This is a genomic window from Comamonas suwonensis, assembly GCF_012844455.2.
In the GTDB taxonomy this organism is placed as follows: Bacteria; Pseudomonadota; Gammaproteobacteria; order Burkholderiales; family Burkholderiaceae_C; genus Comamonas; species Comamonas suwonensis.
The window spans coordinates 266,774-292,953 of sequence record NZ_JABBCQ020000003.1 but is presented as its reverse complement, the minus strand read 5'-3'; the positions used below and the strand labels follow the sequence as shown (position 1 = coordinate 292,953).

Here is a 26,180-nt window from a genome sequence, read left to right as displayed (position 1 = left end):
CTCACAAAGACGCCACGGCCATGGACTTTCCTAAAAAAACGACAGGAGACAAAGAACATGCAACGCAAGAGTTTCATCAAACTGGCCATGGGTACCCTGGCCATGACCATCGCCGGCATGGCTTCGGCACAAGCCTACCCGAACAAGACGGTAAAGGTCGTGATCCCGTTTCCACCGGGCGGCACATTGGACACAGTAGGGCGACAACTGGCACAAAAGCTCAGCGAGCAAATGGGACAGTCATTCATTATCGAAAACCGTCCCGGCGGTAACGGAGTGATAGGTGGTGACGTGGTGGCAAAGGCGCCAGCTGACGGCTACACCCTGCTTTTCAATGCCTCAACCTTCACCACGGCGCCCATGACGATGAAGACCGTCCCCTATTCAGTGGACAAAGACTTCACCCCTGTGGCCCTGGTTGCCAAAGCGCCTTTGTCGGTTGCGGTCAACAAGAGATTGCCCATCACGGACATCAAGTCGTTGATCTCCTATGCGAAGGCCAACCCAGGAAAAATGTCGTTTGCGGTGGGCTCGATAGGCTCTGCTGGTCACCTGTCCACCGAGCTGCTCAAGCGAGCAGGCAAGCTCGACTATCTGATCGTTCCCTACAAAGGAACCGCACCGGCCTTCCAGGACTTGATTGGCGGCCAGATCGACGGATTTATCGACCCCATTCTTGGCTCATTGCAGTATCACAAGAGCGGAATGCTGCGCGTAGTGGCCGTTACCTCTGCAGAACGTGCAGCTAGCCTGCCAGACGTGCCCACTGTCGGCGAAACCATTCCAGGCTACGAGTTTTACAGCTGGTACGGCCTATGGGGACCAGCCAAGCTGCCTGCTGACATCAGCAAAAAGCTCAATACCGAGGTCAACAAAGCGTTGTCTGGTGACATGAAGGAGAAACTCAAGGAGCAAGGCATTCTGGCCACCACCGGTACGTCTGAGGATTTCGCCAAATTTCAAAAGGCGGACATGGAACGCTCCCAGAAGATCGTGACCGAAGGGAAAATCCGTGTCGAATGATGCCAAACAACTGCACGCCGTGGTCACAGGCAGCAGTGGCGGCATAGGCAAAGCCATCTGTGAAGAGCTGCTGACTGCAGGCTGGCGCATCACCGGTGTCGACTTGTCACCGGCAACGATAGAGCAAAGCGCATTCACTCATCAAGCGCTGGATTTGAGCCATCAGCAACAGACCAGCACCGTGGCGGCGGGTCTTGTCCACGTCGATGCTCTGGTCCATGCCGCAGGGGTACTTCGAGTCGCTCCAATCGGAAAACTGGATGCCAAGGCCGGTGAGTTGATGTGGAAACTCCATGTCGATGCGGCATCCCTGTTGGCTGACGCCCTGGTCCCCTCAATGGTCGAGCGCGGCTTCGGTCGCGTGGTCTTCATTGGCAGCAGGGTCGCTCAAGGCCTGCCAGGGCGCGGCCAGTACGCAGCCACCAAAGCGGCTGTTATCGCCATGGCACGCAGCTGGGCCGTGGAAGTGGCGCCAAACGGCGTCACGGTCAACGTGGTCTCGCCGGGTGCGACAGCCACGCCCATGCTCAAAGACCCCGCTCGGGCAGGTAGCGCTCCCCGTATGCCTCCCATGGGCCGCCTTGTCGAGCCCCACGAGATCGCCTCGCTGGTCACCTATCTGTTGTCACCCGCAGCAGCGGCAATCACCGGTCAGAACCTGAATATCTGCGGCGGATCGTCCCTGTCGCAATAAACATCAACGCGCACTGAGAAAAGCAACCATGAAAATCGTCAACATCATCGAGTCAACACGTCCTATCAAGTCCGACATTCGTAACGCCTACATTGACTTCTCCAAGATGACCCTCAGTCTTGTGGCGGTGGTAACGGACGTGATCCGCGATGGCAAGCCGGTCATTGGCTACGGATTCAACTCCAATGGTCGTTATGGGCAAGGTGCCTTGATGCGCGATCGTTTCATCCCCCGCGTTCTCGAAGCTGATCCGGCCACACTGATTGACGCGAGCGGCGAGAACCTGGATCCCCACAAAATCTGGGCCTGCATAATGACCAATGAAAAGCCCGGCGGTCACGGTGAGCGATCGGTTGCGGTCGGCACCATAGACATGGCCGTCTGGGATGCAGTCGCAAAGATCGAAGGCAAACCGCTGTTCCAGCTGCTGGCTGAGCGCTATGGCAACGGCACACCCAATCCTCGCGTTTTTGTATATGCCGCTGGCGGCTACTACTACCCCGGCAAGGGCTTGGACAAACTCAAGCAGGAAATGGAGAGCTATCTTGAGCGAGGGTACTCGGTCGTCAAAATGAAAATCGGCGGGGCCAGCATCGCCGAGGATTGCGAACGTATCGAATCGGTACTGAAAATCTTGGGCCCTGGGCAACAGTTGGCCGTTGATGCCAATGGTCGTTTTGACCTCCATACCGCAATCGACTACGGCAAGGCCCTGTCGCAGTATCCTCTGTTCTGGTACGAGGAAGCCGGCGACCCCCTCGACTATGAACTGCAAGCCAAGCTGGGCGAGGTTTACAAAGGCCCGATGGCCACTGGCGAGAACCTGTTCTCCATGCAGGATGCCCGCAACCTGATCCGCCACGGCGGCATGAACCCCGAGCGTGACTATCTGCAGTTTGACTGTGCATTGAGCTATGGCTTGGTGGAGTACCTGCGCACGCTGGACATGCTCAAGGAAAACGGCTGGTCCCCAAGCCGCTGCATTCCCCATGGCGGGCACCAGATGTCACTGGCCATCGCGGCCGGCCTGGGCCTGGGTGGCAATGAAAGCTATCCAGACCTCTTCCAACCTTATGGCGGCTTCCCCGATGGTGTGAAGGTGGAGAACGGTTATGTGACGCTTCCCCCACTCCCTGGCATTGGATTCGAAGGGAAGTCTGATCTGATCAAGGAAATGCTGGCGCTGACCCACTGAATCAATACGGCATGATTAGGTGGACTGCTTCCTAAACAACAAACATTGTTTGTTGATTCAAGAGTAGTCCTACTGCTTGATGTTGACTTCAGCAATCCCCAATTTGTCAGGTCATCGTTAAACGACTTGGTTTTTCAATAGCGCTGCACGAGCAGTTGCGTTCAAGACGCGGTATCAATATGGTTCAGCCAGAAATTGCACAAGTCCTAAGAGCCGCTGGTTTCCTGGCATAACTGCCACGTCAGCAATGCTGCGAGCTGGCTGGCACAATAAAGGAATGAGATTTCTCCACACCATGCTGCGCGTTGGCAATCTCCAGCGCTCTATTGATTTTTATACCAATGTCATCGGTATGCAGTTGCTGCGTACCTCTGAAAATACAGAGTACAAGTACTCGCTGGCTTTTCTAGGCTTTGCTGGCGGCAACCCCGACCAGGCAGAGATTGAGCTGACCTTTAACTGGGGCACAGAGAGCTATGAAATGGGCACAGCCTATGGGCATATCGCTCTGGGTGTGCCGGATGCTTATGCTGCTTGCGACAAGATCAAGGCGGCTGGCGGCAATGTGACGCGTGAAGCAGGCCCCGTCAAAGGCGGCAGCACGGTGATTGCTTTTGTGACAGACCCCGATGGCTACAAGATTGAACTCATACAAATGAATTCAAGGGCTTACATGGCCGACCGCCAGAGTGCCACCGCTGACGAAGAATTTGATCCGCTACGCAACGCATAAACTAGAAAAGAGCCCCGACACCGCAAGGAACCGGGCTCTTTCTTTTTGAGTTCTGATGTTAGCTGCCACCATACTCTTCCTTGTTGTACGGCGATACGCTTACTGCCCGATGCGGCGAACCTGGGCAATAAGAACAGCTTAAGGTGAAACTACAAGGCATTGATGCCTCGGCCTGTGACTGCAATGCGTGTGATCGTCAGACGTGCTTGGCGGCGGCGTAAATGAAAAGCCGCAAGGCGAGCCCTGGGCGACATGGGCTGGTAATTAGCTGGCAAGGAGAAAATTTACTGGCGAGGGATGAGATCGAACACTCTTCCACCACCATTGCGGATCATCACCAAGCCTTCAATAATTCCCAAAACAGTGCTCCCACCACTCGCACGTGACCTGAGTTCGTTGTCCGTGATGTCTCCATCATGAAAAGGCGGGCTCTTCACTGCATTGAAAAAGCGTCCATTGTGGAAGTGGCCCACTTCCATTGTTGGATGCTGACGATCAACAACATCGTAAATAACGCCTAATTGCATTCCCCTCTCCTTTTTGACAAGACGGAGCGTAAAAGCAGACGCCAAGAAGAATATTTCATGATTGTCAAAAATCTTGAATGGCGAGCATTAGACGCATAGCCAAAAACTAAAGCCCGTAGGTGAACCTTGAGGGCTTTTCTTTGGACATACGCATTCATAACAAGCTACGCGCACCGCTACGGGCTCAGTGCGAATCGCGCCATGGTTTCAGAGATCCGCCCGCTGTGCACTGTGGCGTGATCGTCGGACGTGCTCGGCGACAGCAGAAACAAAAAACCGCCAAGGCGAACCAAGGCGGCAAGTGTCAGCTTTTGGCTGACAGGAGACAAAGGGAAAAGCCCCAGCGGTTGAGGCCAGGGCTTTGGAATTCGCGCCAGGGGTTAAGCCATCTTTCAGTGCTACAACCAGACCCAGCGATGCGTATCTTGCCTCTGCAGTATGACAGCCAGATGGCAAAAAGCCCCGACCGTTTCCGATCAGGGCTTTATTGGTTGCGAGGGCCGGATTTGAACCAACGACCTTCGGGTTATGAGCCCGACGAGCTACCAGACTGCTCCACCTCGCGATATTTCGCGTCGGGGGCCGGCCACCATTCCTAGGCGCCAGCTTCTTTCCCCGACCAGCTGATTGTAGCACACATGAACAAATTCACAGCATGTACGGAAACCCAGCACTCGACCGACGCGCACAAAAAGAAATTAACAAAGCCCGCAGGCGAACCTGACGGGCTTTGCTGAATACGCTGGGGGCGAATTACTTTTTGGACGCGTCGTGAATCGCTTCTTTCAAGTCACCGACTTTCTTCTGAGCAGTGCCTTCGACCTGCTTGGCAATACCCTTGGCTTCCTGTTCCGGGCTGTCAATCAGTTCACCGAACTTCTCCTGCACCTTGCCGGCTGCATCCTTGAGAGTACCTTTGACTTGATCAGTGTTCATCTTCAACTCCTTGTGTGAGAAGCCGCGAAATGCGGCTACCTCTAAAAGATAAGTCATGAACCCAAGCAAGACCGTCAGTTTAGGCGGCTGCTCTTTGTGGTGCGCTCTCTTACACGTTATCAATTACTAACACTCAATAACTGTGGGAGGCTGGATACAAGAGATAGCCCAAATTCAGCAATCTCTCGCAACACACGAAAAAGCGCTGAACGTTCCGATCAGGGCTTGGTTACCAGAGCTGGATTTCAACCTACATCCTACTGGTGATAGGCCAGACTACTTTGCTTATGGAGCAACTATTTATTGCTTGGCGTATTCAAATTTCGGTAGCGCCTTTAGAGCATCCTTGGTTGCGCCAGGAAGTGTGATCTTCTTTGCATTGACCTTGAATTGGCTGACTGGGATTGCTACTTCATGTTTCCCCATACCCAAAAAGCCACCCACACCAACGATTGCATAGGAAATCGCGTTGTCTGGAGCAACGATCACATCATCAATCTTGCCGACTGCTTGGTTTTCGTCGTTATAGACAGACTTGCCCAGAACCGACTTCTTCAAGCTCCAGCCTGTGGCGACTGCTTGAACTTCACTGACTGTCACCCCAAGGACGGCCGTACCGGCGACGGGCTGCGCCATGGCAGGTGTCAACCCTAGGGTAGAAATCAACACACCCGCAAAACCAACGGCCACAATTGCTTTAATGGACATCTAGGCTCCTAAGCTACTTTTTAAGAAACCCCAATCTAAGCCCATCAGCCAGCTCTCTTTGTAGGATATTCTGAAGCTAGCCTGTAAGCAGGTTGTTCGCTTCAGATCAGTTTGATCTGATGTGGATTTTCGTGAAATTGAGCATTTCTTGAAAAATCACCGTTCACAAAACCAATGGGAGACAAGTAATGAGCGATTTGGTTCTGGTGCAGATACAGCAGCGCTTGCAGCACCTTGAAGACCTGCAAGCCATACAGGCGCTTAAAGCTCAGTATTTGCGTGCCTGCGACCGCAAGCACGCTGATGTGATGCGCGAATGCTTCGTGGAACATGGCGCAGTGATTGAGGCAGATGGCTTTCCGGCTTTCACCAGCCGCGACGGCTGGGTGGAGACCTTTACCAAGCTGGCCGTGAAGAACCCCTCCATCCAGGACATGCACCACGGGCACAACCCGCAAATCCGCTTTACGGGGGCAGATCAGGCCGTAGGCCTGTGGGACCTGGATTTCTGCCAGGTCAATGTGAAGGAGCGCACCATCGTCAATCTCTCGGGCCAGTACACCGACGAGTACGAGCGTGTGAATGGGCGCTGGCAGATTCGCAGCATGCGCTTTCAAAGAGGCTCTTTCGTGATGCGTCAGGTTGACGGGGATGGAGCGGAGAAGGTTCTGGCGCTGGGTGAGCCGCCTGCTGCGGGGTTTATTGAGAACAGCTGAGGCCCGGGTAAGTGCCCATATCAAAGAATTACGCCCGATGCAGCGCAAGCCGTATCGGGCCATTTATTGAACAGCTAGCGATACAGGCGCAACAAAGACGTTGCTTTTACGCTCTGAACCTGTGCTTTGACCCATAGCAAGTGCACCGTCAGCGATGTGGCGCGTTATACATGAGGTTCATTCAGCATTAAAGCCAGTTTGGGGAGTTTTCATGTCCACCCTGCCCTTGTTCAACACATCCATGCGCAACGCAGATCAGATGCTGGAGCAAACTCTGGCGCAATGGGGTGGAGACGGGGATTTATGGGTCTTTGGCTATGGCTCATTGATCTGGCGGCCTGATTTTGAGTTTAGTGAGCGCCACGCAGGCCATGTCCACGGCTGGCACCGTGCTCTCAAAATGTGGAGCACCATCAACCGCGGAACGCCTCAGACTCCGGGGCTGGTATTTGGCATGCTCTCGGGCGGGAGTTGCCAGGGCATGGTGTTTCGCATTCCTCGTGCGGAGGCAGATGCGGTGATGCGCAAGCTCTGGCAGCGCGAGATGCCCAATGCCGTCTATGACCCACGCTGGCTGCCTTGCAAAACGAGCAACGGGCCGGTGAAGGCTTTGGCGTTTACGCTGTCGCGCCAAAGCCCGCACCACACGGGTGAGCTGGCGCCGGAAGACTATCGCCGTATTTTTTCGCAGGCGCAGGGCATTTATGGAACGACGCTGGACTATGCGCAGGCCACCTTTGATGAGCTGCAGCGGCTGGGCATTGATGACAAGGCCTTGAAGCGGCTGCTGGCTTATGCGGAGTGCCGCCATGCTCAGAACCTGCAGAAAGCACAGTCGCTTGCTATTTGAAACATAGCTGCTTGCACTTACTCTGACTGGGCTACAAGGCAAAATGGCTTGAAACTTTGGGCCACTTCGGCACAATAAGTCTTTTGATTGCTGGAGAGATTGCCATGTTCCCGAACCGTGTTGCCGCCCTCTGTTCTCGCCCTGTCTGGACAGGCCTGACGCTCGCAGCCACCTTGGTCCTGACGGCTTGTTCAACTGCCAGCAACACCGCCGCACCCACGTCTACAGCTTCTTCCGCTGAACCGGCGGCGGCCAGGAGCAAGGGCGTGCAGTCCATCGCGCGCTTGGCATCAACCAAGGGAAGCCAGGTCACGGGAACGCTGCAGTTCTTTCCGCTGGCTGAAGGCGGTATTCGCGTGCAGGGGCGCGTGGAAGGGCTGGCACCAAACTCCGAACACGGTTTTCACATTCATGAAAAAGGCGATTGCTCCAGCGGCGACGGTCTGAGCGCTGGCGGCCATTTCAACCCTGCGCAGCAGGCGCATGGCAAATTTGGTGACAGCAAGGCCCATCACCTGGGTGATCTACCCAGTCTGGATGCGGATACACAAGGCGTTGCCACTATCGATTTTGTGAGCAAGAACCTCACGCTGGACCGAGGCAGCAACGGTATTCTGGGCCGCTCTTTGATCGTGCACAACGACCCCGATGACTACACCACTCAGCCCACAGGCAACTCTGGCGCTCGCTTGGCTTGTGCGGTGATTGAACGCGGCGCGTAAGCTGGTCTTAGCCTCAATGTCTTGATCCCAGCCCCTGTTTCAGGGGCTTTTTCATGACTGCGACTGGAGCTTTTTACTGGCGTTCTTGCCAGATTTTGCGGGCCTGAGCCAGGGCCTGGACCGTATCCACATCCAGCACGCAACCGATGTCATCACACGCCCAGCGCTTCAATTGCTGGTTTTCTGCCGCTTTGCGCACGACGGTGGATGCGCCTTGATCGCCCCTCAACTGCATCAGCGCCTGTGCAGCTGCGCGGCTGAAGGCCACGGGGTGACCCTTCAGACCCTCTTGGGCTTGGTTGATCGCTTGATCCTCGGCTTGATAGAAAGGCTGTATGACTTGCAAGACAGCATCGCCCGCATCAGCGCTCAAAAGCTGTAAAGCCAGTGTTTTGAGCGTCTGGGGCTGCACCAGCGGCAGATCAGCCGGCAAGATCAGCCAGCCATTGGCACAGGCTGTGGCTTTGACGGCAGCGGCAATGCTGTCGCCCATGCCGGGGTGTGGGCCGTATTCCACATGCCAGGGCAGGCCTGAGGCCTGAACAGCGGCCAGAGTTGTCTGCAAAACAGTTTGCGGACCCAGCATGGCCTGCAGTTTGTGCGTGGTGCCGCCCGAGGCGAGAAAGCGCTCTCCCCTGCCTGCGGCGAGAACCAGCACACAGGGCTGCTCCAGGTTGATGGGAGGGCTGACAAAAACTTCTTGCTGCATATTGCGGTTGAGCATAACGCTGGCGTTGGCTGCGCGGCAGAATATGGGGCATGAGCCGACTATCTTCTTCCATTGCCGATCTGCGCAAAAGCTACGAGCGCGCAGAGTTGAGCGAATCCGCCTCCAACGCCAATCCACTGAAGCAGTTTGACCAATGGCTGCAGGAAGCTGTGAGCGCCGAGGTCCCTGAACCCAATGCCATGACGGTGGCCACTGTGGGCGGCGACATGCGCCCCAGCACGCGGATTGTGCTGATCAAAGGCTATGACGAGCGCGGCATCGTCTGGTACACCAATTACGACAGCCGCAAGGGCCAGCAACTGGCAGGCAACCCGTTTGCAGCGCTGCAATTTCACTGGGTGGAGCTGGAGCGGGTGGTGCGCATCGAAGGCCGCGTGGAAAAAGTCAGCGATCAGGAAAGCGACGCCTACTTTGCCAGCCGCCCTTTGGATTCACGCATTGGCGCCTGGGCCAGTCCTCAGAGCCAGATCATCAGCGGCCGCGGCGTACTGGTGGCCAATGCGGCCAAATACAGCGCCCAGTTCTTGCTGAATCCTCCCCGCCCCCCGCACTGGGGCGGTTTCCGACTGGTGCCGGACCGCTGGGAGTTCTGGCAAGGCCGCAAGAGCCGTCTGCACGATCGTCTGAGCTACCGTGAAGACGGCCAGAGCTGGATCCGGGAGCGTCTGGCACCCTGAGATCGTTAGGCAGGCATACATCTCTAGATTGATGCAGAGAGGGCTGGTTTCGTGGCGAAATTCGCCCTCTTTACTGATTAACGTTTCGTGGTTGGTTCTTTATCTTTTTTAAGAACTGAATTTAAATTCATGTAAGTTACATTAGATGCATTGCTAGGAAATGGAATCGCATAATGACGGATGCTCAGGCAACGCTCTTACCCAATGGACAGGCAGTTTTTAGAGACTGGCTGGAGCATGAAGGCAGCAAAGGCTGGGATGCGCTGGATACCTCACCCGACGGCAACTATGAAAAGGTTTGGCAGGCCTGGCTCTGGCATCTGAGTGGCGCGGCTTTTACCGAAGACAAGGCACGCAGGCCCTCTTTCGCCCATGAGTCCAAGGACTGGCACCAGGCCACTGCGGTGGATGTGCAGCATTTTCTGCAGATTCGAGATGGGCAGCGGGCGCATCACCACCCCGAGCGCAAGATCAGCCCGGTGACCCGCAGGCGTTACTGGCGGCTGCTGGAGCGTATCTACGATCACGCCATGGAGCACGGCTGGATTCATGCCAACCCAGCCACAGGGCTGGAGCCCATAGATCGCCCACCCTCAGAAGATGGCAAGGGCCACTGCCTGCCTCCCCTGCTCTGGCAATCTCTGCCGCGCCACTTTCCGCTGGCCGATGGGTATCAGAATGCGCGTGACCGGGCGATTGTGCTGCTGCTGTATGAAATGGCGCTGGCCCCTGAAGAAGTACGTGCGCTGCTCTGGAAGGATTTGCGCTCCAGCGCAGAGCTGGCTTGGGAGAGCTTATCTAAAGAGATAGCAGATACCTCGCCTGCACTGCCCCGCTTCTTGCGGATTGAGGGCGGCCGTGCCGCGCAGCAACGACTGCTTGAGTTGCCTGAATCCGTCGCCCGAGCACTGCTGGACTGGCGCAGATTCAGCGCTGCACAGCGCGGCCCGACGGTGGTGGATGGCGATCACATCGTGTTTTATTCACGCAGGGGCGGTGAATTGTCGGTACGCATGCTGTTTCATGTCGCCTCACAAATCATTCAGCGCGCGCACGAAGCGCAGGCCGAGGGCAGCCAGAAGTCTCCCCTGCAGCGCGTGGGCCCACAGGTGCTGCGCAATACCGCCATTGTTCAGTGGCTGCGCGCAGGGCAGCCTGAGCTGGAAGTCATCGCCCGCATTGGCGTGAACAGCACACGAGCCCTGCGTCATTTGCAGCATTATCTATAGCAGGTAGCCCATGCTGCGTATGGGCTACCTGCCAATCAGACACTGAAGTGCTTATTGAGAAGGCTTAAAAATCCATTCTTAGCCCCACCACCAGATTACGGCCCGTCAACGGCGCTGCAGTCTTGATGAATGAGGTGGCGGCGTAGGCCAGGCGGTTGGTCAGGTTCTGGCCCTTGACATAGAACTGCCACTGATTGCCGCCACTTTGCCACTGGTAGCTGGCGCCCAGGTTCAGCATGCCGTAGCCAGCGGTCTGAGTTTCGTATTGAGCCGTACGGTTCTGGCGCAGCACCTGTGTCCATTCCGCGAAGGTATCCCACTTGGCGACCCGCGCATTGACACGCAAACCGGCTCGCAGTGCAGGAATGCGCGGCAAGGCCGAGCCATCTTCCAGTCGAGCGCGCACGCCATCGCCAAACACCGTCACGCTCAGATCACGGTTGAGACGCTGGGTGAGTTTCGCTTCCCAGCCGGTAAAGCGCGCATCGCCCTGCGTGTATTGCAGCAGTTGCAGGCCTTCATGCGCATCCAGCGTGGCTCCGTAGATATAGCCTTTGATGCGGTAGTGATAGGCGTTGAGCTTCCAGCTCGTATCACCTGCCGTTTTGGCAAGGCCCAGGTCAAGTGCCTGCGAACGCTCACGTGACAGGTTGGGGTTACCGATTTCATAAGTCGCCGTCGCCATGTGCAAGCCGTTGGCAAACATTTCTTCAGCCGTCGGCATGCGGCTGCCGCTGGTGAACGAGGCCGTGGCGCTGTAGCCGGGCTGGAACTTCCATACCGTGCCCAGCGATGCCGATGTGGCGCTGTGGCTGCGGCGTTCGTTGCTCAGTTCGGCCTCCACACGCTGGCGGTCGTGGCGCAGAGCGCCTTGAAAGCTCCAGTCCTGCCAGCGATATTCTTCGAGCAGGTACAGGCTGTTGCGCTGCGTGTCGGTGGGCTGCACATAGGCTTCCTCGCCAGTGGCGCTGAAGCGGCGCTTGAGCGTCTGCAGTCCCAGCGTGCCACGCCAGCCAGCAATCGGCTCGTGCTCCATTTCCAGGCGCAGATCATGGGCCTTGTTTCTGAACTGAGTGGCCACGCTGCCGTCTTCAATCTCATCGTGGCGATAGTTGGTCAAGCCACCACGAACGCGCACTGCCGCAATACCGGCAGTCGGCTTGCGCCATTCGCCGCGCAGATCCCAGCGCTCGCTGGTCAGATCAACCACCGGCACGCTGCTGCTTTCAGCGTGATCGTGGTCATGGCCCTCACCTTCATGCCCATGATCGCCGCAATGCAGATGATCGCCATGGGCGTGGCAGCCTTCAAAGCTGTGCTGATGACCGGGCAAGCCATAAGTCGCCTGCTGGCGCGTATAGGCCAGACCCAGATAGCCCTGACTACCCACCCAGGACAGGCCCACGCTACCGGTGTTGCCCCGGCTGAAGCTGCCCGGTACCTTGTTCTGACCCCAGCCGCTGCCCACACGATAGTCACCCGCGTTGCGGGCCACCCCTTCGGCATGCAGCACCAATTGGCCGTTATCGTTTTTGAGCGGAGTGGCTGTGGTCAGAGAGAACGCACCGGCCGACATGCCTGCGGCCGTGCCCGCTTGCACTTCGGCCGAGCCTTCTACGCCCTTCTCGGGCACGCGGGTAGGAATCTTTCCATCCAGCACATTGACCACGCCGCCCATGGCGCCTGGGCTGTAAAGCAAGGCGGACGGGCCGCGCAGCACCTCGATCTGGCTGGCCAGCAAAGGCTCGGTCGTCACGGCATGGTCAGGGCTGATCGTTGATGCATCGAGAAGCTCGGATCCATCGCTGAGGATGGAGACCCGCGCACCATCCATGCCGCGAATCACGGGGCGGCTCGCACCTGCGCCAAAGTGACTCGCATTGATACCGGGCTCAGCCGCCAAGGTTTCACCCAGAGTGGCAGCGCGGCGCAAGCGCAGCTCTTCTTCACCCAGCACCTGCACGGGCGTGGCCATATCGCCTGCGGCCATGCCGGTGGCGGAGACCGTGACCTCGCCCAGACTGGTCTCTTGCTGCGCAAAAACCAAGGGAGAGCAGGCCAGCAGACCCAGGCCGGTGCTCATGAGCATCGCCGCTTGGGTCGCCTTATGAAAACGACGCGGAGAGAATTTAGAAAAACGTTGAGACATCTCAGTTCCACCAACAACCGTGCGCACGCGGGCCATCATCGGCCACGTGAAACGCGCACGGAAATTTCAATCAAAACTGGCTCTAGCGCTTATGAATCAAGCGCTATCAGCTATCAGTTTGGGAGTTGTGGGCGTCAATACTTCTTCATGCCAAAGCATGAAGCGATCTACGCCATGGAGCGGAGAAGTGAGGGAGGTCCGCGCGCATCAAACGGCGCGGCGAAGAAGATGGTTCGCGGCTCAGGCGCATACGGCTGGGGCAGCGCAGTCGCCGGAACGGGGGCCACAAAGGCCACCACGGCTGGCGGCCCGGCATAGCCATGATTGGCTTGATCAAGCAGCTGACACTCGGCCGGGCCGTGGCCCGCGAACAGCGCATGAACCCATGACAGGTCGGAGGCACAGCCACTGCGATCACTGCTGGAGCTGACGCAATCCGCCGCAGAACGGACGACCGTGGCTTGCGTCAGCAGCGCTGTAGTTGCCGCTGCATGACCCCAATGCTGGCCGTGAGCCGCGTTGTGCGTCGCCCCCGCATGGACTGCACGGTGCATCTGCCCCAGCGCGGGGCTCAGCACCATGGCCAGAGCCAGCAGGGTCGTGAGCCAACCCATACTCCAGCGCATCATCCAGATTTCACGCAGGCTTACGCGAACGTCAGCACGGGCTGAGCGGCGGTGAGTACGCTGGCGAATGGGGAAGGACAAGGTCTAAAGGGCTGGAAAAGGCCGGAGTCTGCGAGTTGGAACAAAACCCAACGCAAGGTTGCAGAGTGTAGCAATGTCCTCGCTCAATCCTTGAGCCAGCGCGTGAAAGCCTTTTGAAATTTCTGCACCTTGGGGCCGACGACAAAGGAGCAGTAGCCCTGATTGGGGTTCTGCAAAAAGTAGTCCTGGTGGTAGTCCTCGGCTGGCCAGTACTTTTGAATGGGCTGCAGCTCGGTGACGACCGGGGCATCAAATGCCTTTTCAGCCTGCATTTCATCGAGCAGTGCACGCGCTGTAGCCGCCTGTGCGTCCGTCGTGGTGTAGATGGCGCTGCGGTACTGCGTGCCCACGTCGTTGCCCTGCCGGTTCAAGGTGGTTGGGTCGTGCGTGCCGAAAAAGACCAGCAGCACATCGCGCAGGCTGATCACGGCCGGGTCGAACTCCAGCTTCACCACCTCAGCATGCCCGGTCTGGCCCGTGCAAATATCCTCGTAGCTGGGATGATCTAGGTGGCCGTTGGCGTAACCGCTTTCCACATCAAGCACGCCGCGCACGCGATCGAAGACAGCTTCAGTGCACCAAAAACAACCACCGCCAAGAACAATAGTTTCTGTCATTTTTCTCTCCTAAGCCATTGTTTTACAAGGATTCACAGCCTTTTCAGCACAAAAACACCCCCTGGCAATCATTGGTTGTTCACTGTAAAATTCACCTATCAAACAACCAAATTTTAGAGGTCAACTGTGGCAAGTTCACCAGTCAGAGGCATACAAGAAATCCAATGGACTCGCAAAGACGGAACTGTCGGAACTGCCTACCGTGTAAGGATAACCCGTAAAGACTTTAAGGGACAGAGATCAAAAGTTTTTGATAATTTCAATGAAGCAAAAGAGTACTTAACCCTTTCCAAAACAGTCAGAGGAAAAAGGTTAATTTATTCAGTCGAACAAACAGAAGAGGAAAAATATAAGTTAGATAACGAAAATAGAAATAATTTCACTTTTGAACATTTCACGAGGTTATACATTCGTGATTACATTGAAACAAAACCTTCAACAACTGAACTACAAAGAAGGTCAAAAGCGAACATTATTTCTTTCTTCAATACCATTTTGAGAACTTCTATTCTTGATAGGACTAGCACCTATCAAGAAAAAGAAGAACTAGGCATTGGTGATCCAGAAAATCCAATTTATAAATTTTTTGGGACTTATGACATTAGGAAGATCAATCCTATTGACATAAATAACTACATTAGAACAAGAAAACGAATGGGCATGAAGCCCATTAGCATTCAAAGAGAAATCACTCAAATTTCCAATGTATTCAACAAGGTTAAATACTTCTCTGAATTTCTGGAAGGTTTAAAAAATCCTTGTCGTGATTACGATAGAGATTTGATTAAAAATAACTCTCTCAAAAGAGAACGATTTTTGTCAGACGAAGAAATAAAATTTATATTTGACGACTTCAAAAATTATAGCAATCCAGAGCTTTACCAGATATGTAATTTATCTTTAATAACCTCAATGCGAAGAAGTGAAGTTATCACTTTAAAGCAAGAGCAAGTTAAAGAAAATTACATTCAGCTTATTCATACGAAATCAGGCAAACCTAGAAAAGTTTATCTAACAAAAGAAGCTCAGGAATTTTTAGCTACTCTAAAACCGAAAACCAAAGACGGTCGATTCTTCACCTATACGATCACAGGTTTTGATCGAATTTTTAGGGCTCAGGTTTTAAGATTAAAACTTGATTTAAAGTTTCACGATTTTAGAAAAACCTCTATTTCAAGAACACTTTCAAAAGCTGATGGCAATAGCCTGCTTGTTGCGAATATTTTAGGATTTTCGTCAGTTAGGAAATTTGACGAACTGCATGTTAGAAGTCGTTTAATGACTACTGATACACAATTAGGAGCATTGCGAACTTTTGGACATGACAATCCAGACATTACAAACAAGCACTATCTAACCCCAATTTTGGACGATGTAAATAAATTGAAACGACTTAATCACTTGAAGGAAAAACAGAAATCAAACCACATTAGCGAATCAGAAAAAAATGAACTGCTAGCTCTTTTAATTGAACTCACAAACTAGGAAAAACCATGGGAATTTTCGATTTTTTAAAATCATTTACCAAAAAAGAAGAGCCTGTCAAGACAAGTTCTACTCCACCTCAATACAGCAATTTAATGCCAACAATAAAACCAGAGAAGGAGATTTTTGAATGCTATGACGAGGTTTTCAAAACAATGATTTCCGACATATCTGGCTTATCAGAAAGTGAAGCTAAAGAAATTCAATCCATTATAAAAAAATGCGATGGTGGATTTCTAAACATGGGAGGTTATCACTCTATCGTCTGGGATAAATATTTCAAAGGCAGAGATTGGAAATGGAATGAATACGAGGAATGGAATAGCAGATTTTTAAAATTTGGAAGATTTCCAACAAACTTCCCACAAAAGAAAGTATTTACACCAGCAACAAGCGAAGAGGCGCTTAGTCAATTAAAAGTTAGCGAACTTAAATCACTATGCACTGAATACCAACTGACAATTCCAGCAAAGGCAAAGAAAAGTGATTTGGTCGATTTTCTAAAGTCAATTCCAAACATAAATAGCAACTCATTGATCGCACAAAAAATTGAAGAAATAGACAATCAATTTAATTATGGCCTCTATTCATTACTGATGAGAACCATAAATTTTAGGGGAAAAAACTTATATGAACTGAGAAGGTCTGAAAAAATTGGATTAAAAAAATTCAAAATACTTTACGTGATTGAGGAAGATAAAGAATTTGTAGAAATGGCATTGAAAATTAAGCCTAATGCACTTCACCCTGTTTTTCCTTCAGATGCAAGTATGAAGCAACCTATAATAGATTTTTAATATTTATGGACAACACAACCATATTAAGTGGAGCAGCGATATTCATAAGTGCATGCTCTTTTTCAGTGTCATTTTTACAAATGAAAATTTCAAGTGCCAAGACAAAATTGGACTTGTATAACAAGCGATTTTCTATCTATCTGGCTGCACTTGAATATTTTCAAGCGACTTGGCATGAGCCACATGATAAGGCACAGGAAGAATCAAGACGGTTCACCAAGGCATACAGAGAATCACAATTTCTTTTTGAGAAAAATAGTGGGATTTATGAAATTCTTGGAAAAATTCAGCAAAACGGTGCAAAAATATTATTTCATAAGAAATACAAATATGAGAGTGAAAACAATCTCACAAAGGATCGACTTGATTTGTCGTCATTGCACGAATCAAGTATGAAAGCTCAATTTGAATTTGAAGAAAATCTAAAACTGCTAGAAAATCAGATAGGAAAATACATAAGTTTTAGAAGCATAGAAGGGTGGCATATTTTCAAATGAATGAACAAGCCAAATAAAATAAGCCCCATTACTGGGGCTTGATTTTTTTGGATAACCTGTTTTAATGAATTCTACGACAAAAACAAAAATAAGGAATCCTATGTCATTAAATATAAATAATAAATCCAGCCTTGTCAATAACTCAAATGAAGAATTTAACTACTTCACATTAAATAAAAAAGTTTTCAATGAACTAATCTTGATACCAAGACAAAAAAATACTTTATTTCAAATAATGGTTCACCTTGCTTGCAAGGTCACTTATAAAAATGGTCTTGTTGGTGTTCATAGTGAAATTAATAAAACAGGTTTAGCAAAAGAACTAGGCATAAACGACGGTCATATAACAAGATACCTAAAACAACTCGAAGATTTAAACTTCATTAAATTATTCAACACTACCCCACTTGTCTTGCAGGTGTTAGAAGTTCCACAGGCACCCGTTTTTAACGACATTAAAGGGTTATTGCTCTATGTTCATATGAACCCACAGCAATTTAATTTTCATAGAAATTTGAGCCGTAAAACAGCATTTTTTGAAACATTCAAAGAATACAACAGCCAAATTCTCGTTGATAAAATTAAAAATGCAGAAGTTCCAGAAGATCACCCAAGCAATCCAACAATTGAAGAAATAGAAGATATTTTTGGCTTCAAAAAATAATCCCCGAAAGGGGATTTTTTACGACCTCATAGAAATGAAGCAATCACAAGTCAAGCTCCAAAAAACTCAGGGAAGCCCTTCAAGGAAGCCCCAACGATATTGATTTAAAAGACTTCACGAATGATCGGTGAAGCCCCTCATGGAAGCCCCTATAAATTTCACGGAAGCCCCACAGGCATTGATTTAAAAGACTTCACGATTGGTCATGGAAGCCCTTTTTGTATGTTTGATAAAGAATGTTTGACAGATGCAGGATAAATACAATCATTCTTCCATTAAATACATACCAATCAATGAAGATATATTAAACACTATCAACCTAGAATTAAAAATAATTTCCCTGCGACGAAAATTTTTCACAGTCCAAATACAAAAGCCACTCAATGAGTGGCTTTTTTGTTTTAGAAGGACCTGGGCGAGCCAGTCCAATTCACTACCGTGATCAAACTGTTGAAACTTACTTCCATTGATCGTCAATCACTTCTTCTTGTTTTGCTTCTGGCTGGCAGTTTAATTCAACTAGGTCAATCATAGTTGCTTCAATCTCTTTTCCATAATTATTAGAAAGTCGAAGCAATTTTTCATAAACCTCTTCACCGAGCACTTTTTTTAAAATGGTCAGTTTCTGCTTCTTTTCTTTTTCAATAAAAATATCAACGGCATTTCTTACTACCAAAGACATATTTGAACCATTAGGCTCTACATGTTCTCTGTTCAAATATTCAATCTGATCAAATCTCAAAAATACTGAAATCTTTGTGTGCTCTTTTTCAAATTTACTTTTAACCTTGCTAATTTTCTCTTGTTCTAAATTTTCCATAAATTCTCCTTTATATAAATTTATGGTAGCAACTCAAAATAAGTAGGCAAGAGGTCAAGGCTATCGAATCGGATTTAATCGGACGGGTCTTGTGTCTTCGACACCTTTCAACTTATCTAAAAATCAATCGGATTAAATAAGACAGACAATTCAAAAACAAATCGGATTCAATCAGACTGGTCTTTTGTCTTCGACTATAAAAACGGATTAAATCAGACCACTCTAAAAACCTGTCTTCCTCAATCGGATTAACAACCATTTTTTTAAATTAAACCCTCTTTGTTTTTGAATTGTCTGTCTTCTCAAATCAGCTATCGACTTTTTTAAGGGCTATTTACAATCAAAAATAAAACCCTATGATTAAACCAAGGATAAAAATTTAATTCAAGCAAGGCTACTAGCTGATACGGGCTAAAATAATTTTCAATTATTTTTCCCTTTCAGTTAGACTTTTCTGGGGTTCCCCCAGTCCCCTTTTAAGGAATTAATAAAAGAAGAAGAGATTAAATCGGAGGCAAATTATGGAAGTTAAAAATAAGAACAAGGTTCAGCCAAAAATAAAGTCAGGTAGAACTAACGACGATCACACTTACAAAAGAACTTACAGTTTAGATATTAAATTAAGTCCATACGAGAAGGAATTAATTGAAAATAAATATGGTCAAGCTGGCTTCAATTCAATGTCTTCTTATGTCAGACATTGTATTTTTGACGGGACAGAAGAAAGAATTGATAATTTTTTGAGTGAACGATTTAACTTCAAAATCTTACAGCAACCATTTTTGACCGAGCTAAATAGAATCGGCACCAATGCCAACCAGTTAGCCAAAAAAATAAATTCAAATAAATTTATCACCAAAGAAGACAAAGTTTTTATCTCCAATCAACTGGATCTATTTATTGGCGACATGAAAGCGATTAAAGGTTTAATTGAATCTCAAACAGAAAGTCATAAAAAATAAGAAGGTGTTTTTTATGGCTGTAATGAGTTTCAACAACAAATCTAAATCAATAATGAGTGCTGTAAATTATTTTGAATCTGATAAGGATCACACCAACACCATTAGAAAATTTAAACCTATCCCAGTCTTTGGGGATAGAGATCGCATTGAGAAACTCGAAAAATTAGCCAAAGAATCAGGAATAGAGAACACCCATTCTTCTTTAACAATTTCTTTTCGTGATAATGAATTCTCTGAATTTAAGAATCCAGACGGTTCCTATGATCAAGAAAAATTGATCCCAGCAATGAAAGAAATTATTAAAGATTTTCGTGAAACTTGGTTCCCTGGAATGAAGAACGATGAAAATTTTTCCGACTTCTGGAATATTCACACTGACAAAGGAAACATTGAATTAAATTGCGCCTTCTTAAAAATGGAATTAACAACAGGTAAGGCATTTAATCCGTTTCCACCTGGTGAGCTTAACAAGGATATGAGAGATTGCTATGTTGATCTACTGAATGACAAATTTGGTTTTGACAGAGTAGTTAGAAATCCATTTTCAATTTCTCATACTGATATGGAATTGAAAGGCATACAGAATCCAAGCGAAACAGCCAAAAGATTTAAAGAGGTTGTTAAGCCCAAAAAGAATGAAATTCAAAAATTTCTAACCAGTCAAATTCTTGATAATAAAATCAATTCAAGAGAAGAATTAATTGAAATTTTACAGCAACATGGTGAAGTCAAATTTCTGGACAAAGAAGAAGATAAAACAAGATATAACTATATTTCATTTATCCCAGAAGGATCAGAAAAAGCTATTCGCCTTGATGGTCCTATGTTTAAGAAAAATGTAGATTTTAATGAATTAAGAACAGAGCACAAGAATAATGTAGCAATGGAGAAAAATGATTCATTGAAGCAGTTATCAAATGAGGAAAGAACTTCAAAGATTGAGAAGTTGAACAAGCACAAAGAAATTCAGAAGGGTTTCAATGAAAAATTAAAAGGTTCAGGTGTCAAAAAAATCAAGAAGAATACTGGTAGAAAATATTTACCCAAGAGTAAACAGTCCAAGACTGTAAAAAATATTAAGAATAAAAATTCTAATGATAGTCAGGTTAAGCAACAACCTAAACAGCCACAATCAGCAGAAGAACAACCTGACTATGTAAAAATTAACACAGAGAAAAGAATCAAAGAAGAAAAGGTTTCCTTAAAAAATGATGAAGCTCAGGTTAAACAGGATAATAAAGAACAGGTTAAAAACAAACCTACTGATCCTATAATAATTAAAAATAGCGACAACAAAGAATCCAAGTCTGAAAGTTCCAAACCTTCAATATCTGCTTTTAGCCAAGTAGCTACAAACTCAAATGCTTCATTGTTGACGGTTCAGATCAATCAAGTCTTATTTTCAAAATTAAGTCTCGAATTACAAATCGGCAGTTTGAGTATTTACAAAGAATCCGATATTAAGAAAATTTTTGAACTTAAACAAAAAATTGCTGAACTAGAACAGCAGATCGAAACTTTAAAAGCGAAACAAGAGCAAGCAATTGAAGCAGAGCTTATAAACCAAAATGCCAATAGGTTTAAAAATAGCAATAGCTCTATGAAATTGAGAGTTTGATTCCTACTTCATTTCTATGAATGGATCATTCACAGAAATAAAGCAGGCCCATTTAAAACCACCCCATAGAAGCGATTTAAACGGTCATAGAGCCGTTTTTCCCGATAGGGTGAGGGATCTATCTGGTTGTTCTGGACCAGCTCGTCTGGGTCCTTCCAACTCGTGGGGTCCTTGGGGACCGGCACCAGCCACGGGGACATGCATAGTGAAAAATTCACCAATTAAACAACCAATAAAAAAGAGCCAATAAATTGGCTCCTTATAGATCAATGACTTATCTTTGTTTTGTTGCAATAAAACTACATAACTAGGTTTATAGGCACCAGAAGCAGCCACCGCCCAGGTAAATGGTTTCCGCAGCCATCACACTTTCCTTTTTGCTAAGACCCGGCAAGCGTAGCTCAAATCAACTACCCATTTTTACCAATGACAGCGATTGCAGCACCGTTATGCTTCATAGCGCCAACTGCACTGCTTGCTGCTCTGCAATAAAAGGGCTGCGTCCCGATCATAGGATGCAACTGACAGTTCTCCCCCACCTCAAATCACAACAAAATTTTGCCTCTGAGGGAAGCACACCATGAAGCGTTCAGGGCGCTGGGCCGTGAGCCTGGTCGTTATTGGCCTGCTGGCCGTCTCTGGCTGGCGCGTTGCCGTCAATCAACAGCACAAAAAACAGGCGCTTCAGACCAGCGCGACTCCGCAGGAGCTGCCGATTCAGATCGCCGCTCAGGAAGTGCTGAGGGTAAAGCCCCGCCAGCTTGCACTGACCGTGCCCATCAACGGCGCGGTGCAGGCCGTGAATTCTGCGGTGGTGAAGGCTTATGTGGCTGGCGAACTGCGCGGTTTGACCGTGCGTGAGGGTGATACCGTCAAGAAAGGCCAGCCACTGGCCCGCATTGATGCCACCGAGGCCGAGGCCCGCCTGCGCCAGGCGCAGCAGCAGGCTGATGCCTCCAGGGCGCAACTGTCCATTGCCCAGCGCAACCATGACAACAATGTAGCTCTGGTGCAAAAAGGCTTTATTTCCACCACGGCGCTGGTGACGTCTCAAGCCAATCTCGATTCGGCCCGCGCCAACTTGGCTGCGGCCCAGGCCGCTGCCGATGCAGCCCGCAAGGCAGTCACTGATGCCGTCATCACCAGCCCCATAAACGGCCAGATTGCCCAGCGTTTTGTGCAAAATGGCGAGCGTGTGGGCATTGAAGCCCGCATTGTGGAGGTTGTAGATACCGAGCAGCTGGAAATCGTGACCCAGTTGGCCCCAGCAGATTCAATACAGGTGCAGGTCGGCCAGAGCGCCGAACTGCAAGTGCCCGGCGCGGCTCAGGACATGGCGCCCATCAGTGCACAGATTGCGCGCATCAGCCCCAGTGCCCAGACCGGCTCGCGCACCGTGGCGGTGTACCTGAAGGTGCTAGGTGCTGACAATAAAAAAGATAGCGACTTGCGTTCACCACATTTGCGCCCCGGCCTGTTTTTGCAAGGCCACATCATCACCGGCAATGCCAGCCAGCTGGCCGTGCCTTTGAACGCTGTGCGCACCGACAAACCCCTGCCCTATGTGCAGGTGCTGCAAAGCAGCAAGCCTGCGGTGGCCTCCGTATCACCAGACCAAGCAGCATCACAAGAGGGGCGCACCGATCTGCGTGTGATTCACAAAACCGTAGAACTGGGCCGCCGTACTTCTTTTGAAGGAGCGACCTGGGTGCAGGTGCTCAAGGGCTTGAATGCGGACGAGCAGATTCTGGCTGGCACAGCCGGTGGACTGCGCGAAGGCACGCTGGTAGAGGTCCAGTCGGCCAAGTCCGACGCAGCCCCCTCAACCGACGCCACCGCCCCCAAAGCCGAGGGCCTGTAAATGTGGTTCACGCGTATCAGTCTCAAAAACCCGGTGCTGGCCACCATGCTCATGCTGGCCTTTGTGGTGCTGGGCGTGTTCTCTTACCAGCGGCTCAAGGTTGACCAGTTCCCGAATATTGAGTTTCCGGTAGTCGTGGTGACGGTGGCGTACCCCGGTGCCTCGCCTGAGATTGTGGAGAGCGAAGTCACCAAGAAAATTGAGGAAAGCGTCAACTCGGTTGCCGGCATCAACACCCTCACGTCGCGCAGTTACGAGGGCACCAGTGTCGTCATCATCGAATTTCAGCTGCATATCGACGGCCGCCGCGCGGCCGATGATGTTCGCGAGAAGGTGGCGGCCGTGCGCCCCACGCTACGCGATGAGGTGAAAGAGCCCCGCGTCATTCGCTTTGACCCGGCCAGCACCGCCGTATGGTCACTGGCCGTGCTGCCAGACCCCCATGCGCTGAATGGCGCAACTGCGCCGGGCGGCCAGAGCGTGACACCGCCCGATGCCATTGCCCTGACCAGCTGGGCCGATCAGGTGCTGAAAAAGCGTCTTGAAAACGTGCGCGGCGTGGGTGCCGTGAACATGGTGGGTGCCACCCAGCGCGAGATCAATATCTATCTGGACCCCCAGGCGCTGGAGGCCTACTCCATCACGCCCGATCAGGTCGCGCAGGCCGTGAGGGCCGGAAATCAAGACCTGCCCGTGGGCGCCATCCGCTCTCAAACGCAGGAGCGCGTGGTGCAGATCGACGCCCGCATACAGCGGCCTGAGGATTTTGCCCGCATCATCGTCGCCCAGCGTAACGGCGCGCCGATTCGCGTAGAGCAACTGGCACGTGTGCAAGACGATGCGCAAGAGCTGCAGACGCTGGCGCTTTACAACGGCAGCCGCACCCTGCTGATGTCTGTGCAAAAAGCCCAGGACGAAAACACCATTGAAGTGGTGGACGGCCTGAACGCCGCCATCAAGGCCATGGGCCCCGAGCTGCCGCCAGGCGTGCGTCTGCAGGCCATTGCCGATAACTCACGCGCCATACGCGTGGGGGTGGACAACGTGCGCCAGACGCTGATCGAAGGCGCCGGGCTCACGGTGCTGATCGTGTTCCTCTTCCTGAATTCGTGGCGCTCCACCGTGATTACGGGGCTGACGCTGCCGATTGCGCTGATCGGCACTTTTTTGTTCATGTACTGGTTTGGTTTCTCCATCAACATGGTCACGCTGATGGCGCTGTCGCTGTGCGTGGGTCTGCTGATTGACGATGCCATCGTGGTGCGAGAGAACATCGTGCGCCATGTGCAAATGGGCAAAAGCGCCTATCAGGCCGCGCTGGAGGGCACACAGGAGATCGGCCTGGCCGTGCTGGCAACCACCCTGTCCATCGTGGCCGTGTTCTTGCCCATCGGCTTCATGGGCGGCATCATCGGCCAGTTTTTCCATGAGTTCGGCATCACCATCGTGGCTGCCGTGCTGATCTCCATGTTTGTGAGCTTCACGCTGGACCCCATGCTTTCCAGCGTTTGGCATGATCCGGCCATACACGCCCATGGTGAGCATGGCAAAAAAGGCCTGTACGACAAAACCCTGGGGCGGGTAACCGCATGGGTGGAGCGCAGCAGCGACAAACTCTCGGACTTTTACCAATCCATCCTGCGCTGGGCGTTGCACCGCAAGCTGCTGACGCTGTTTCTGGCACTCATCATTTTTATAGCAAGCATCGCGCTGGTACCGTTGCTGGGTACCGAATTTGTGCCCAAGGCTGACTTCTCGGAAACCTCGGTCAGTTTCAACACGCCCGAAGGCTCGTCGATTGAAGCCACGGAAGCCAAGGCCCAACAGGTCAACGACGTGCTGCGCGCCCTGCCCGAGGTGCGCTACACACTGACCAGCATCAACACCGGCAATGCCAATGGCAAGAACTACGCCAGCATTTATGTGCGCTTGGTGGACCGCAATCAGCGCAACCGCAGCGTGGATGAACTCTCGGCCCAGCTGCGCACGCAGTTGCAGGCGATTGCAGGCATCAAGGTCACCCATGTGGGCCTGCGCGAATCCGTGGGTGGGCAAAAGCAGGTGGAGTTCTCGCTCATGGGGCCTGATCTGGATGAGCTGGCGCGCCTGAACCGCATCGTGCAAGAGCGTATTCAGAGCATTCCGGGTCTGGTTGATCTGGACTCCAGCCTCAAGCCCAACAAGCCCATGGTCAACATCGAGGTTCACCGCGATCAGGCGGCAGACCTGGGCCTGTCGATCGGCAGCATGGCAGGTGCCCTGCGAATCTGGGTCGCAGGCCAGACCGTGGGCAACTGGCGCGCCAGCGATGACCAGACCTACGACGTCAACGTGCGGCTGACGCCCGAGGCCCGCACCACGCCGCAAGATCTGGAGCGCCTGCCCTTTGCCCTGTCCGCCAGCGATGGCAGCACACGCATCGTCCGCCTGAACCAGGTCGCCAGCGTGGTGGGCAGCACCGGCCCCAGCCAGATCAACCGCCGCAACCTGAACCGCGAAGTCGCCATCAACGCCAACGTCTATCAGCGCAGCACAGGCGAGGTCAGCAGCGATATCAAAAAGGTGCTGGCCACCATCCCCATGCCGCCCGGCTATAGCTACCAGTTCAGCGGCGCGGCCAAGAACATGGAGGAATCCTTCAGCTACGCCATCTCGGCGCTGGTGCTGGCCATCATCTTTATCTACATGATTCTGGCCAGCCAGTTCAAGAGCTTTCTCCAGCCTCTGGCGCTGATGACCTCGCTGCCGCTGACGCTGATTGGCGTGGTGCTGGCTTTGATGATGTTTGGCTCGGCCTTGTCCATGTTCTCCATCATTGGCGTTGTGATGCTGATGGGCCTGGTCACCAAAAACGCCATTTTGCTGGTGGACTTTGCCATTCGCGCCCGCGAGCCACACATCGACCAGGCCACAGGCCAGCGCACGCCCGGTCTGCCTCGCAGCGAAGCCCTGCTGCTGGCTGCGCAAGTACGCCTGCGCCCTATTCTGATGACCACGCTGGCCATGATCTTTGGCATGGTGCCGCTGGCCTTTGCCGTGACCGAAGGCTCCGAGCAGCGCGCGCCCATGGGGCAGGCCGTGATTGGCGGGGTCATTACCTCATCGCTGCTGACGCTGGTGGTGGTGCCGGTTGTGTACTGCTATCTGGACGATTTTTCGCAGTGGCTGCGCCGTAAATGGTCTGGCACCCCCTCAAAAACCGATGAGCCGTCGCACGAAGCCTCTGAGGCTCGTAGAATCGATGGTTTGTCTTGATAAGTCTT

At 51.2% G+C, this 26,180-nt stretch carries 25 protein-coding genes and 1 tRNA gene; 17 read left to right on the top strand and 9 right to left on the bottom strand.

What is annotated here, in order from left to right; all coding sequences use genetic code 11:
- The first annotated feature begins 57 nt into the window (after positions 1-57).
- The 4 genes from HF327_RS05070 (at position 58) to gloA (ending at position 3,645) form a co-directional block, all read left to right on the top strand.
- Positions 58-1,023, top strand: a complete 966-nt coding sequence (locus tag HF327_RS05070) for a Bug family tripartite tricarboxylate transporter substrate binding protein (protein ID WP_169107204.1) — start codon at positions 58-60, stop codon at positions 1,021-1,023.
- Positions 1,013-1,717, top strand: coding sequence for an SDR family NAD(P)-dependent oxidoreductase (locus HF327_RS05065; protein WP_169107203.1), 705 nt, complete (start codon positions 1,013-1,015; stop codon positions 1,715-1,717). The genes HF327_RS05070 and HF327_RS05065 overlap by 11 nt, the downstream gene beginning before the upstream one ends.
- A gap of 28 nt (positions 1,718-1,745) precedes the next feature.
- Complete coding sequence (locus tag HF327_RS05060; protein WP_169107202.1) at positions 1,746-2,912, top strand: mandelate racemase/muconate lactonizing enzyme family protein; 1,167 nt, start codon at positions 1,746-1,748, stop codon at positions 2,910-2,912.
- A gap of 277 nt (positions 2,913-3,189) precedes the next feature.
- A complete protein-coding gene (gene gloA, locus HF327_RS05055) occupies positions 3,190-3,645 on the top strand; it encodes a lactoylglutathione lyase (protein WP_169107201.1) in 456 nt (151 codons plus the stop codon).
- A gap of 284 nt (positions 3,646-3,929) precedes the next feature.
- Here gloA and HF327_RS05050 read toward each other — a convergent pair whose 3' ends face one another.
- The 4 genes from HF327_RS05050 to HF327_RS05035 all read right to left on the bottom strand — a co-directional run bounded on the left by HF327_RS05050 (position 3,930) and on the right by HF327_RS05035 (position 5,744).
- Positions 3,930-4,172 carry a hypothetical protein gene (locus HF327_RS05050; RefSeq protein WP_169107200.1) on the bottom strand — a complete coding sequence of 81 codons (243 nt, stop codon included), beginning with the start codon at positions 4,170-4,172 and terminating at the stop codon, positions 3,930-3,932.
- A gap of 488 nt (positions 4,173-4,660) precedes the next feature.
- Positions 4,661-4,737, bottom strand: a tRNA-Met gene (locus HF327_RS05045).
- Positions 4,738-4,925: 188 nt separating this feature from the next.
- Positions 4,926-5,108, bottom strand: a complete 183-nt coding sequence (locus tag HF327_RS05040; RefSeq protein WP_169107199.1) for a CsbD family protein — start codon at positions 5,106-5,108, stop codon at positions 4,926-4,928.
- Between the two features lie 300 nt (positions 5,109-5,408).
- Positions 5,409-5,744, bottom strand: a complete 336-nt coding sequence (locus tag HF327_RS05035) for a PRC-barrel domain-containing protein (RefSeq protein ID WP_236024060.1) — start codon at positions 5,742-5,744, stop codon at positions 5,409-5,411.
- Positions 5,745-6,004: 260 nt separating this feature from the next.
- On the opposite strand from HF327_RS05035, the gene HF327_RS05030 reads away from it, so the two are divergent.
- The 3 genes from HF327_RS05030 (at position 6,005) to HF327_RS05020 (ending at position 8,104) form a co-directional block, all read left to right on the top strand.
- On the top strand, positions 6,005-6,532 hold the full coding sequence (locus tag HF327_RS05030; protein WP_169107197.1) for a nuclear transport factor 2 family protein: 528 nt from the start codon (positions 6,005-6,007) through the stop codon (positions 6,530-6,532).
- Between the two features lie 211 nt (positions 6,533-6,743).
- A complete protein-coding gene (locus tag HF327_RS05025) occupies positions 6,744-7,382 on the top strand; it encodes a gamma-glutamylcyclotransferase (RefSeq protein ID WP_169107196.1) in 639 nt (212 codons plus the stop codon).
- A 104-nt stretch (positions 7,383-7,486) separates the two neighbouring features.
- The gene (locus HF327_RS05020) at positions 7,487-8,104 is read left to right on the top strand and encodes a superoxide dismutase family protein (protein ID WP_169107195.1); all 618 of its coding nucleotides are present in this window, start codon (positions 7,487-7,489) and stop codon (positions 8,102-8,104) included.
- 73 nt (positions 8,105-8,177) lie between these two features.
- On the opposite strand, the gene HF327_RS05015 is transcribed toward HF327_RS05020, so the two are convergent.
- The gene (locus HF327_RS05015) at positions 8,178-8,828 is read right to left on the bottom strand and encodes a nucleotidyltransferase family protein (protein ID WP_169107194.1); all 651 of its coding nucleotides are present in this window, start codon (positions 8,826-8,828) and stop codon (positions 8,178-8,180) included.
- Positions 8,829-8,863: 35 nt separating this feature from the next.
- Between HF327_RS05015 and pdxH the strand changes: the two genes are divergently transcribed.
- Positions 8,864-9,511 (top strand): pyridoxamine 5'-phosphate oxidase, encoded by a 648-nt coding sequence (pdxH, locus tag HF327_RS05010; RefSeq protein WP_169107193.1) that lies wholly within the window; start codon positions 8,864-8,866, stop codon positions 9,509-9,511.
- A gap of 173 nt (positions 9,512-9,684) precedes the next feature.
- Positions 9,685-10,740, top strand: a complete 1,056-nt coding sequence (locus HF327_RS05005) for a tyrosine-type recombinase/integrase (protein WP_169107192.1) — start codon at positions 9,685-9,687, stop codon at positions 10,738-10,740.
- A gap of 64 nt (positions 10,741-10,804) precedes the next feature.
- Here HF327_RS05005 and HF327_RS05000 read toward each other — a convergent pair whose 3' ends face one another.
- From HF327_RS05000 to msrA, 3 genes are all read right to left on the bottom strand, one after another.
- On the bottom strand, positions 10,805-12,889 hold the full coding sequence (locus HF327_RS05000; protein ID WP_169107191.1) for a TonB-dependent receptor domain-containing protein: 2,085 nt from the start codon (positions 12,887-12,889) through the stop codon (positions 10,805-10,807).
- Between the two features lie 167 nt (positions 12,890-13,056).
- The gene (locus HF327_RS04995) at positions 13,057-13,596 is read right to left on the bottom strand and encodes a hypothetical protein (protein WP_236024048.1); all 540 of its coding nucleotides are present in this window, start codon (positions 13,594-13,596) and stop codon (positions 13,057-13,059) included.
- 83 nt (positions 13,597-13,679) lie between these two features.
- On the bottom strand, positions 13,680-14,213 hold the full coding sequence (gene msrA, locus HF327_RS04990; protein WP_169107190.1) for a peptide-methionine (S)-S-oxide reductase MsrA: 534 nt from the start codon (positions 14,211-14,213) through the stop codon (positions 13,680-13,682).
- Between the two features lie 126 nt (positions 14,214-14,339).
- Here msrA and HF327_RS22325 point away from each other — a divergent pair, with 126 nt between their 5' ends.
- The 4 genes from HF327_RS22325 (at position 14,340) to HF327_RS04970 (ending at position 17,656) form a co-directional block, all read left to right on the top strand.
- Positions 14,340-15,698: a site-specific integrase gene (locus tag HF327_RS22325; RefSeq protein WP_169107189.1), complete on the top strand. Its 1,359-nt coding sequence runs from the start codon at positions 14,340-14,342 to the stop codon at positions 15,696-15,698.
- A gap of 8 nt (positions 15,699-15,706) precedes the next feature.
- Positions 15,707-16,495, top strand: a complete 789-nt coding sequence (locus tag HF327_RS04980; protein ID WP_169107188.1) for a hypothetical protein — start codon at positions 15,707-15,709, stop codon at positions 16,493-16,495.
- A gap of 5 nt (positions 16,496-16,500) precedes the next feature.
- Positions 16,501-16,992: a hypothetical protein gene (locus tag HF327_RS04975; protein WP_169107187.1), complete on the top strand. Its 492-nt coding sequence runs from the start codon at positions 16,501-16,503 to the stop codon at positions 16,990-16,992.
- 100 nt (positions 16,993-17,092) lie between these two features.
- Positions 17,093-17,656, top strand: coding sequence for a hypothetical protein (locus HF327_RS04970; RefSeq protein WP_198460417.1), 564 nt, complete (start codon positions 17,093-17,095; stop codon positions 17,654-17,656).
- Between the two features lie 457 nt (positions 17,657-18,113).
- On the opposite strand, the gene HF327_RS04965 is transcribed toward HF327_RS04970, so the two are convergent.
- On the bottom strand, positions 18,114-18,476 hold the full coding sequence (locus HF327_RS04965) for a hypothetical protein (protein ID WP_169107185.1): 363 nt from the start codon (positions 18,474-18,476) through the stop codon (positions 18,114-18,116).
- Positions 18,477-18,997: 521 nt separating this feature from the next.
- On the opposite strand from HF327_RS04965, the gene HF327_RS04960 reads away from it, so the two are divergent.
- The 4 genes from HF327_RS04960 to HF327_RS04945 all read left to right on the top strand — a co-directional run bounded on the left by HF327_RS04960 (position 18,998) and on the right by HF327_RS04945 (position 26,172).
- Positions 18,998-19,438, top strand: a complete 441-nt coding sequence (locus HF327_RS04960; RefSeq protein WP_169107184.1) for a plasmid mobilization protein — start codon at positions 18,998-19,000, stop codon at positions 19,436-19,438.
- A gap of 13 nt (positions 19,439-19,451) precedes the next feature.
- Complete coding sequence (locus tag HF327_RS04955) at positions 19,452-21,056, top strand: RNA-binding protein (protein WP_169107183.1); 1,605 nt, start codon at positions 19,452-19,454, stop codon at positions 21,054-21,056.
- Between the two features lie 580 nt (positions 21,057-21,636).
- Positions 21,637-22,917 (top strand): efflux RND transporter periplasmic adaptor subunit, encoded by a 1,281-nt coding sequence (locus tag HF327_RS04950; RefSeq protein ID WP_169107182.1) that lies wholly within the window; start codon positions 21,637-21,639, stop codon positions 22,915-22,917.
- Positions 22,918-26,172, top strand: a complete 3,255-nt coding sequence (locus HF327_RS04945) for an efflux RND transporter permease subunit (RefSeq protein WP_169107181.1) — start codon at positions 22,918-22,920, stop codon at positions 26,170-26,172.
- Positions 26,173-26,180 lie beyond the last annotated feature (8 nt).

Coding starts and splice junctions, on each gene's coding strand:
- HF327_RS04950 (WP_169107182.1), top strand. CDS start 21,637: ATGAAGCGTTCAGGGCGCTGGGCCGTGAGCCTGGTCGTTATTGGCCTG.
- HF327_RS05035 (WP_236024060.1), bottom strand. CDS start 5,744: ATGGCGCAGCCCGTCGCCGGTACGGCCGTCCTTGGGGTGACAGTCAGT.
- HF327_RS05025 (WP_169107196.1), top strand. CDS start 6,744: ATGTCCACCCTGCCCTTGTTCAACACATCCATGCGCAACGCAGATCAG.
- HF327_RS05060 (WP_169107202.1), top strand. CDS start 1,746: ATGAAAATCGTCAACATCATCGAGTCAACACGTCCTATCAAGTCCGAC.
- HF327_RS05005 (WP_169107192.1), top strand. CDS start 9,685: ATGACGGATGCTCAGGCAACGCTCTTACCCAATGGACAGGCAGTTTTT.
- HF327_RS04975 (WP_169107187.1), top strand. CDS start 16,501: ATGGACAACACAACCATATTAAGTGGAGCAGCGATATTCATAAGTGCA.
- HF327_RS05050 (WP_169107200.1), bottom strand. CDS start 4,172: ATGCAATTAGGCGTTATTTACGATGTTGTTGATCGTCAGCATCCAACA.
- HF327_RS04945 (WP_169107181.1), top strand. CDS start 22,918: ATGTGGTTCACGCGTATCAGTCTCAAAAACCCGGTGCTGGCCACCATG.
- HF327_RS05040 (WP_169107199.1), bottom strand. CDS start 5,108: ATGAACACTGATCAAGTCAAAGGTACTCTCAAGGATGCAGCCGGCAAG.
- HF327_RS04960 (WP_169107184.1), top strand. CDS start 18,998: ATGGAAGTTAAAAATAAGAACAAGGTTCAGCCAAAAATAAAGTCAGGT.
- HF327_RS05070 (WP_169107204.1), top strand. CDS start 58: ATGCAACGCAAGAGTTTCATCAAACTGGCCATGGGTACCCTGGCCATG.
- HF327_RS04980 (WP_169107188.1), top strand. CDS start 15,707: ATGGGAATTTTCGATTTTTTAAAATCATTTACCAAAAAAGAAGAGCCT.
- HF327_RS05000 (WP_169107191.1), bottom strand. CDS start 12,889: ATGTCTCAACGTTTTTCTAAATTCTCTCCGCGTCGTTTTCATAAGGCG.
- HF327_RS05030 (WP_169107197.1), top strand. CDS start 6,005: ATGAGCGATTTGGTTCTGGTGCAGATACAGCAGCGCTTGCAGCACCTT.
- HF327_RS04970 (WP_198460417.1), top strand. CDS start 17,093: ATGTCATTAAATATAAATAATAAATCCAGCCTTGTCAATAACTCAAAT.
- gloA (WP_169107201.1), top strand. CDS start 3,190: ATGAGATTTCTCCACACCATGCTGCGCGTTGGCAATCTCCAGCGCTCT.
- HF327_RS04955 (WP_169107183.1), top strand. CDS start 19,452: ATGGCTGTAATGAGTTTCAACAACAAATCTAAATCAATAATGAGTGCT.
- msrA (WP_169107190.1), bottom strand. CDS start 14,213: ATGACAGAAACTATTGTTCTTGGCGGTGGTTGTTTTTGGTGCACTGAA.
- HF327_RS05015 (WP_169107194.1), bottom strand. CDS start 8,828: ATGCTCAACCGCAATATGCAGCAAGAAGTTTTTGTCAGCCCTCCCATC.
- HF327_RS04965 (WP_169107185.1), bottom strand. CDS start 18,476: ATGGAAAATTTAGAACAAGAGAAAATTAGCAAGGTTAAAAGTAAATTT.
- pdxH (WP_169107193.1), top strand. CDS start 8,864: ATGAGCCGACTATCTTCTTCCATTGCCGATCTGCGCAAAAGCTACGAG.
- HF327_RS05020 (WP_169107195.1), top strand. CDS start 7,487: ATGTTCCCGAACCGTGTTGCCGCCCTCTGTTCTCGCCCTGTCTGGACA.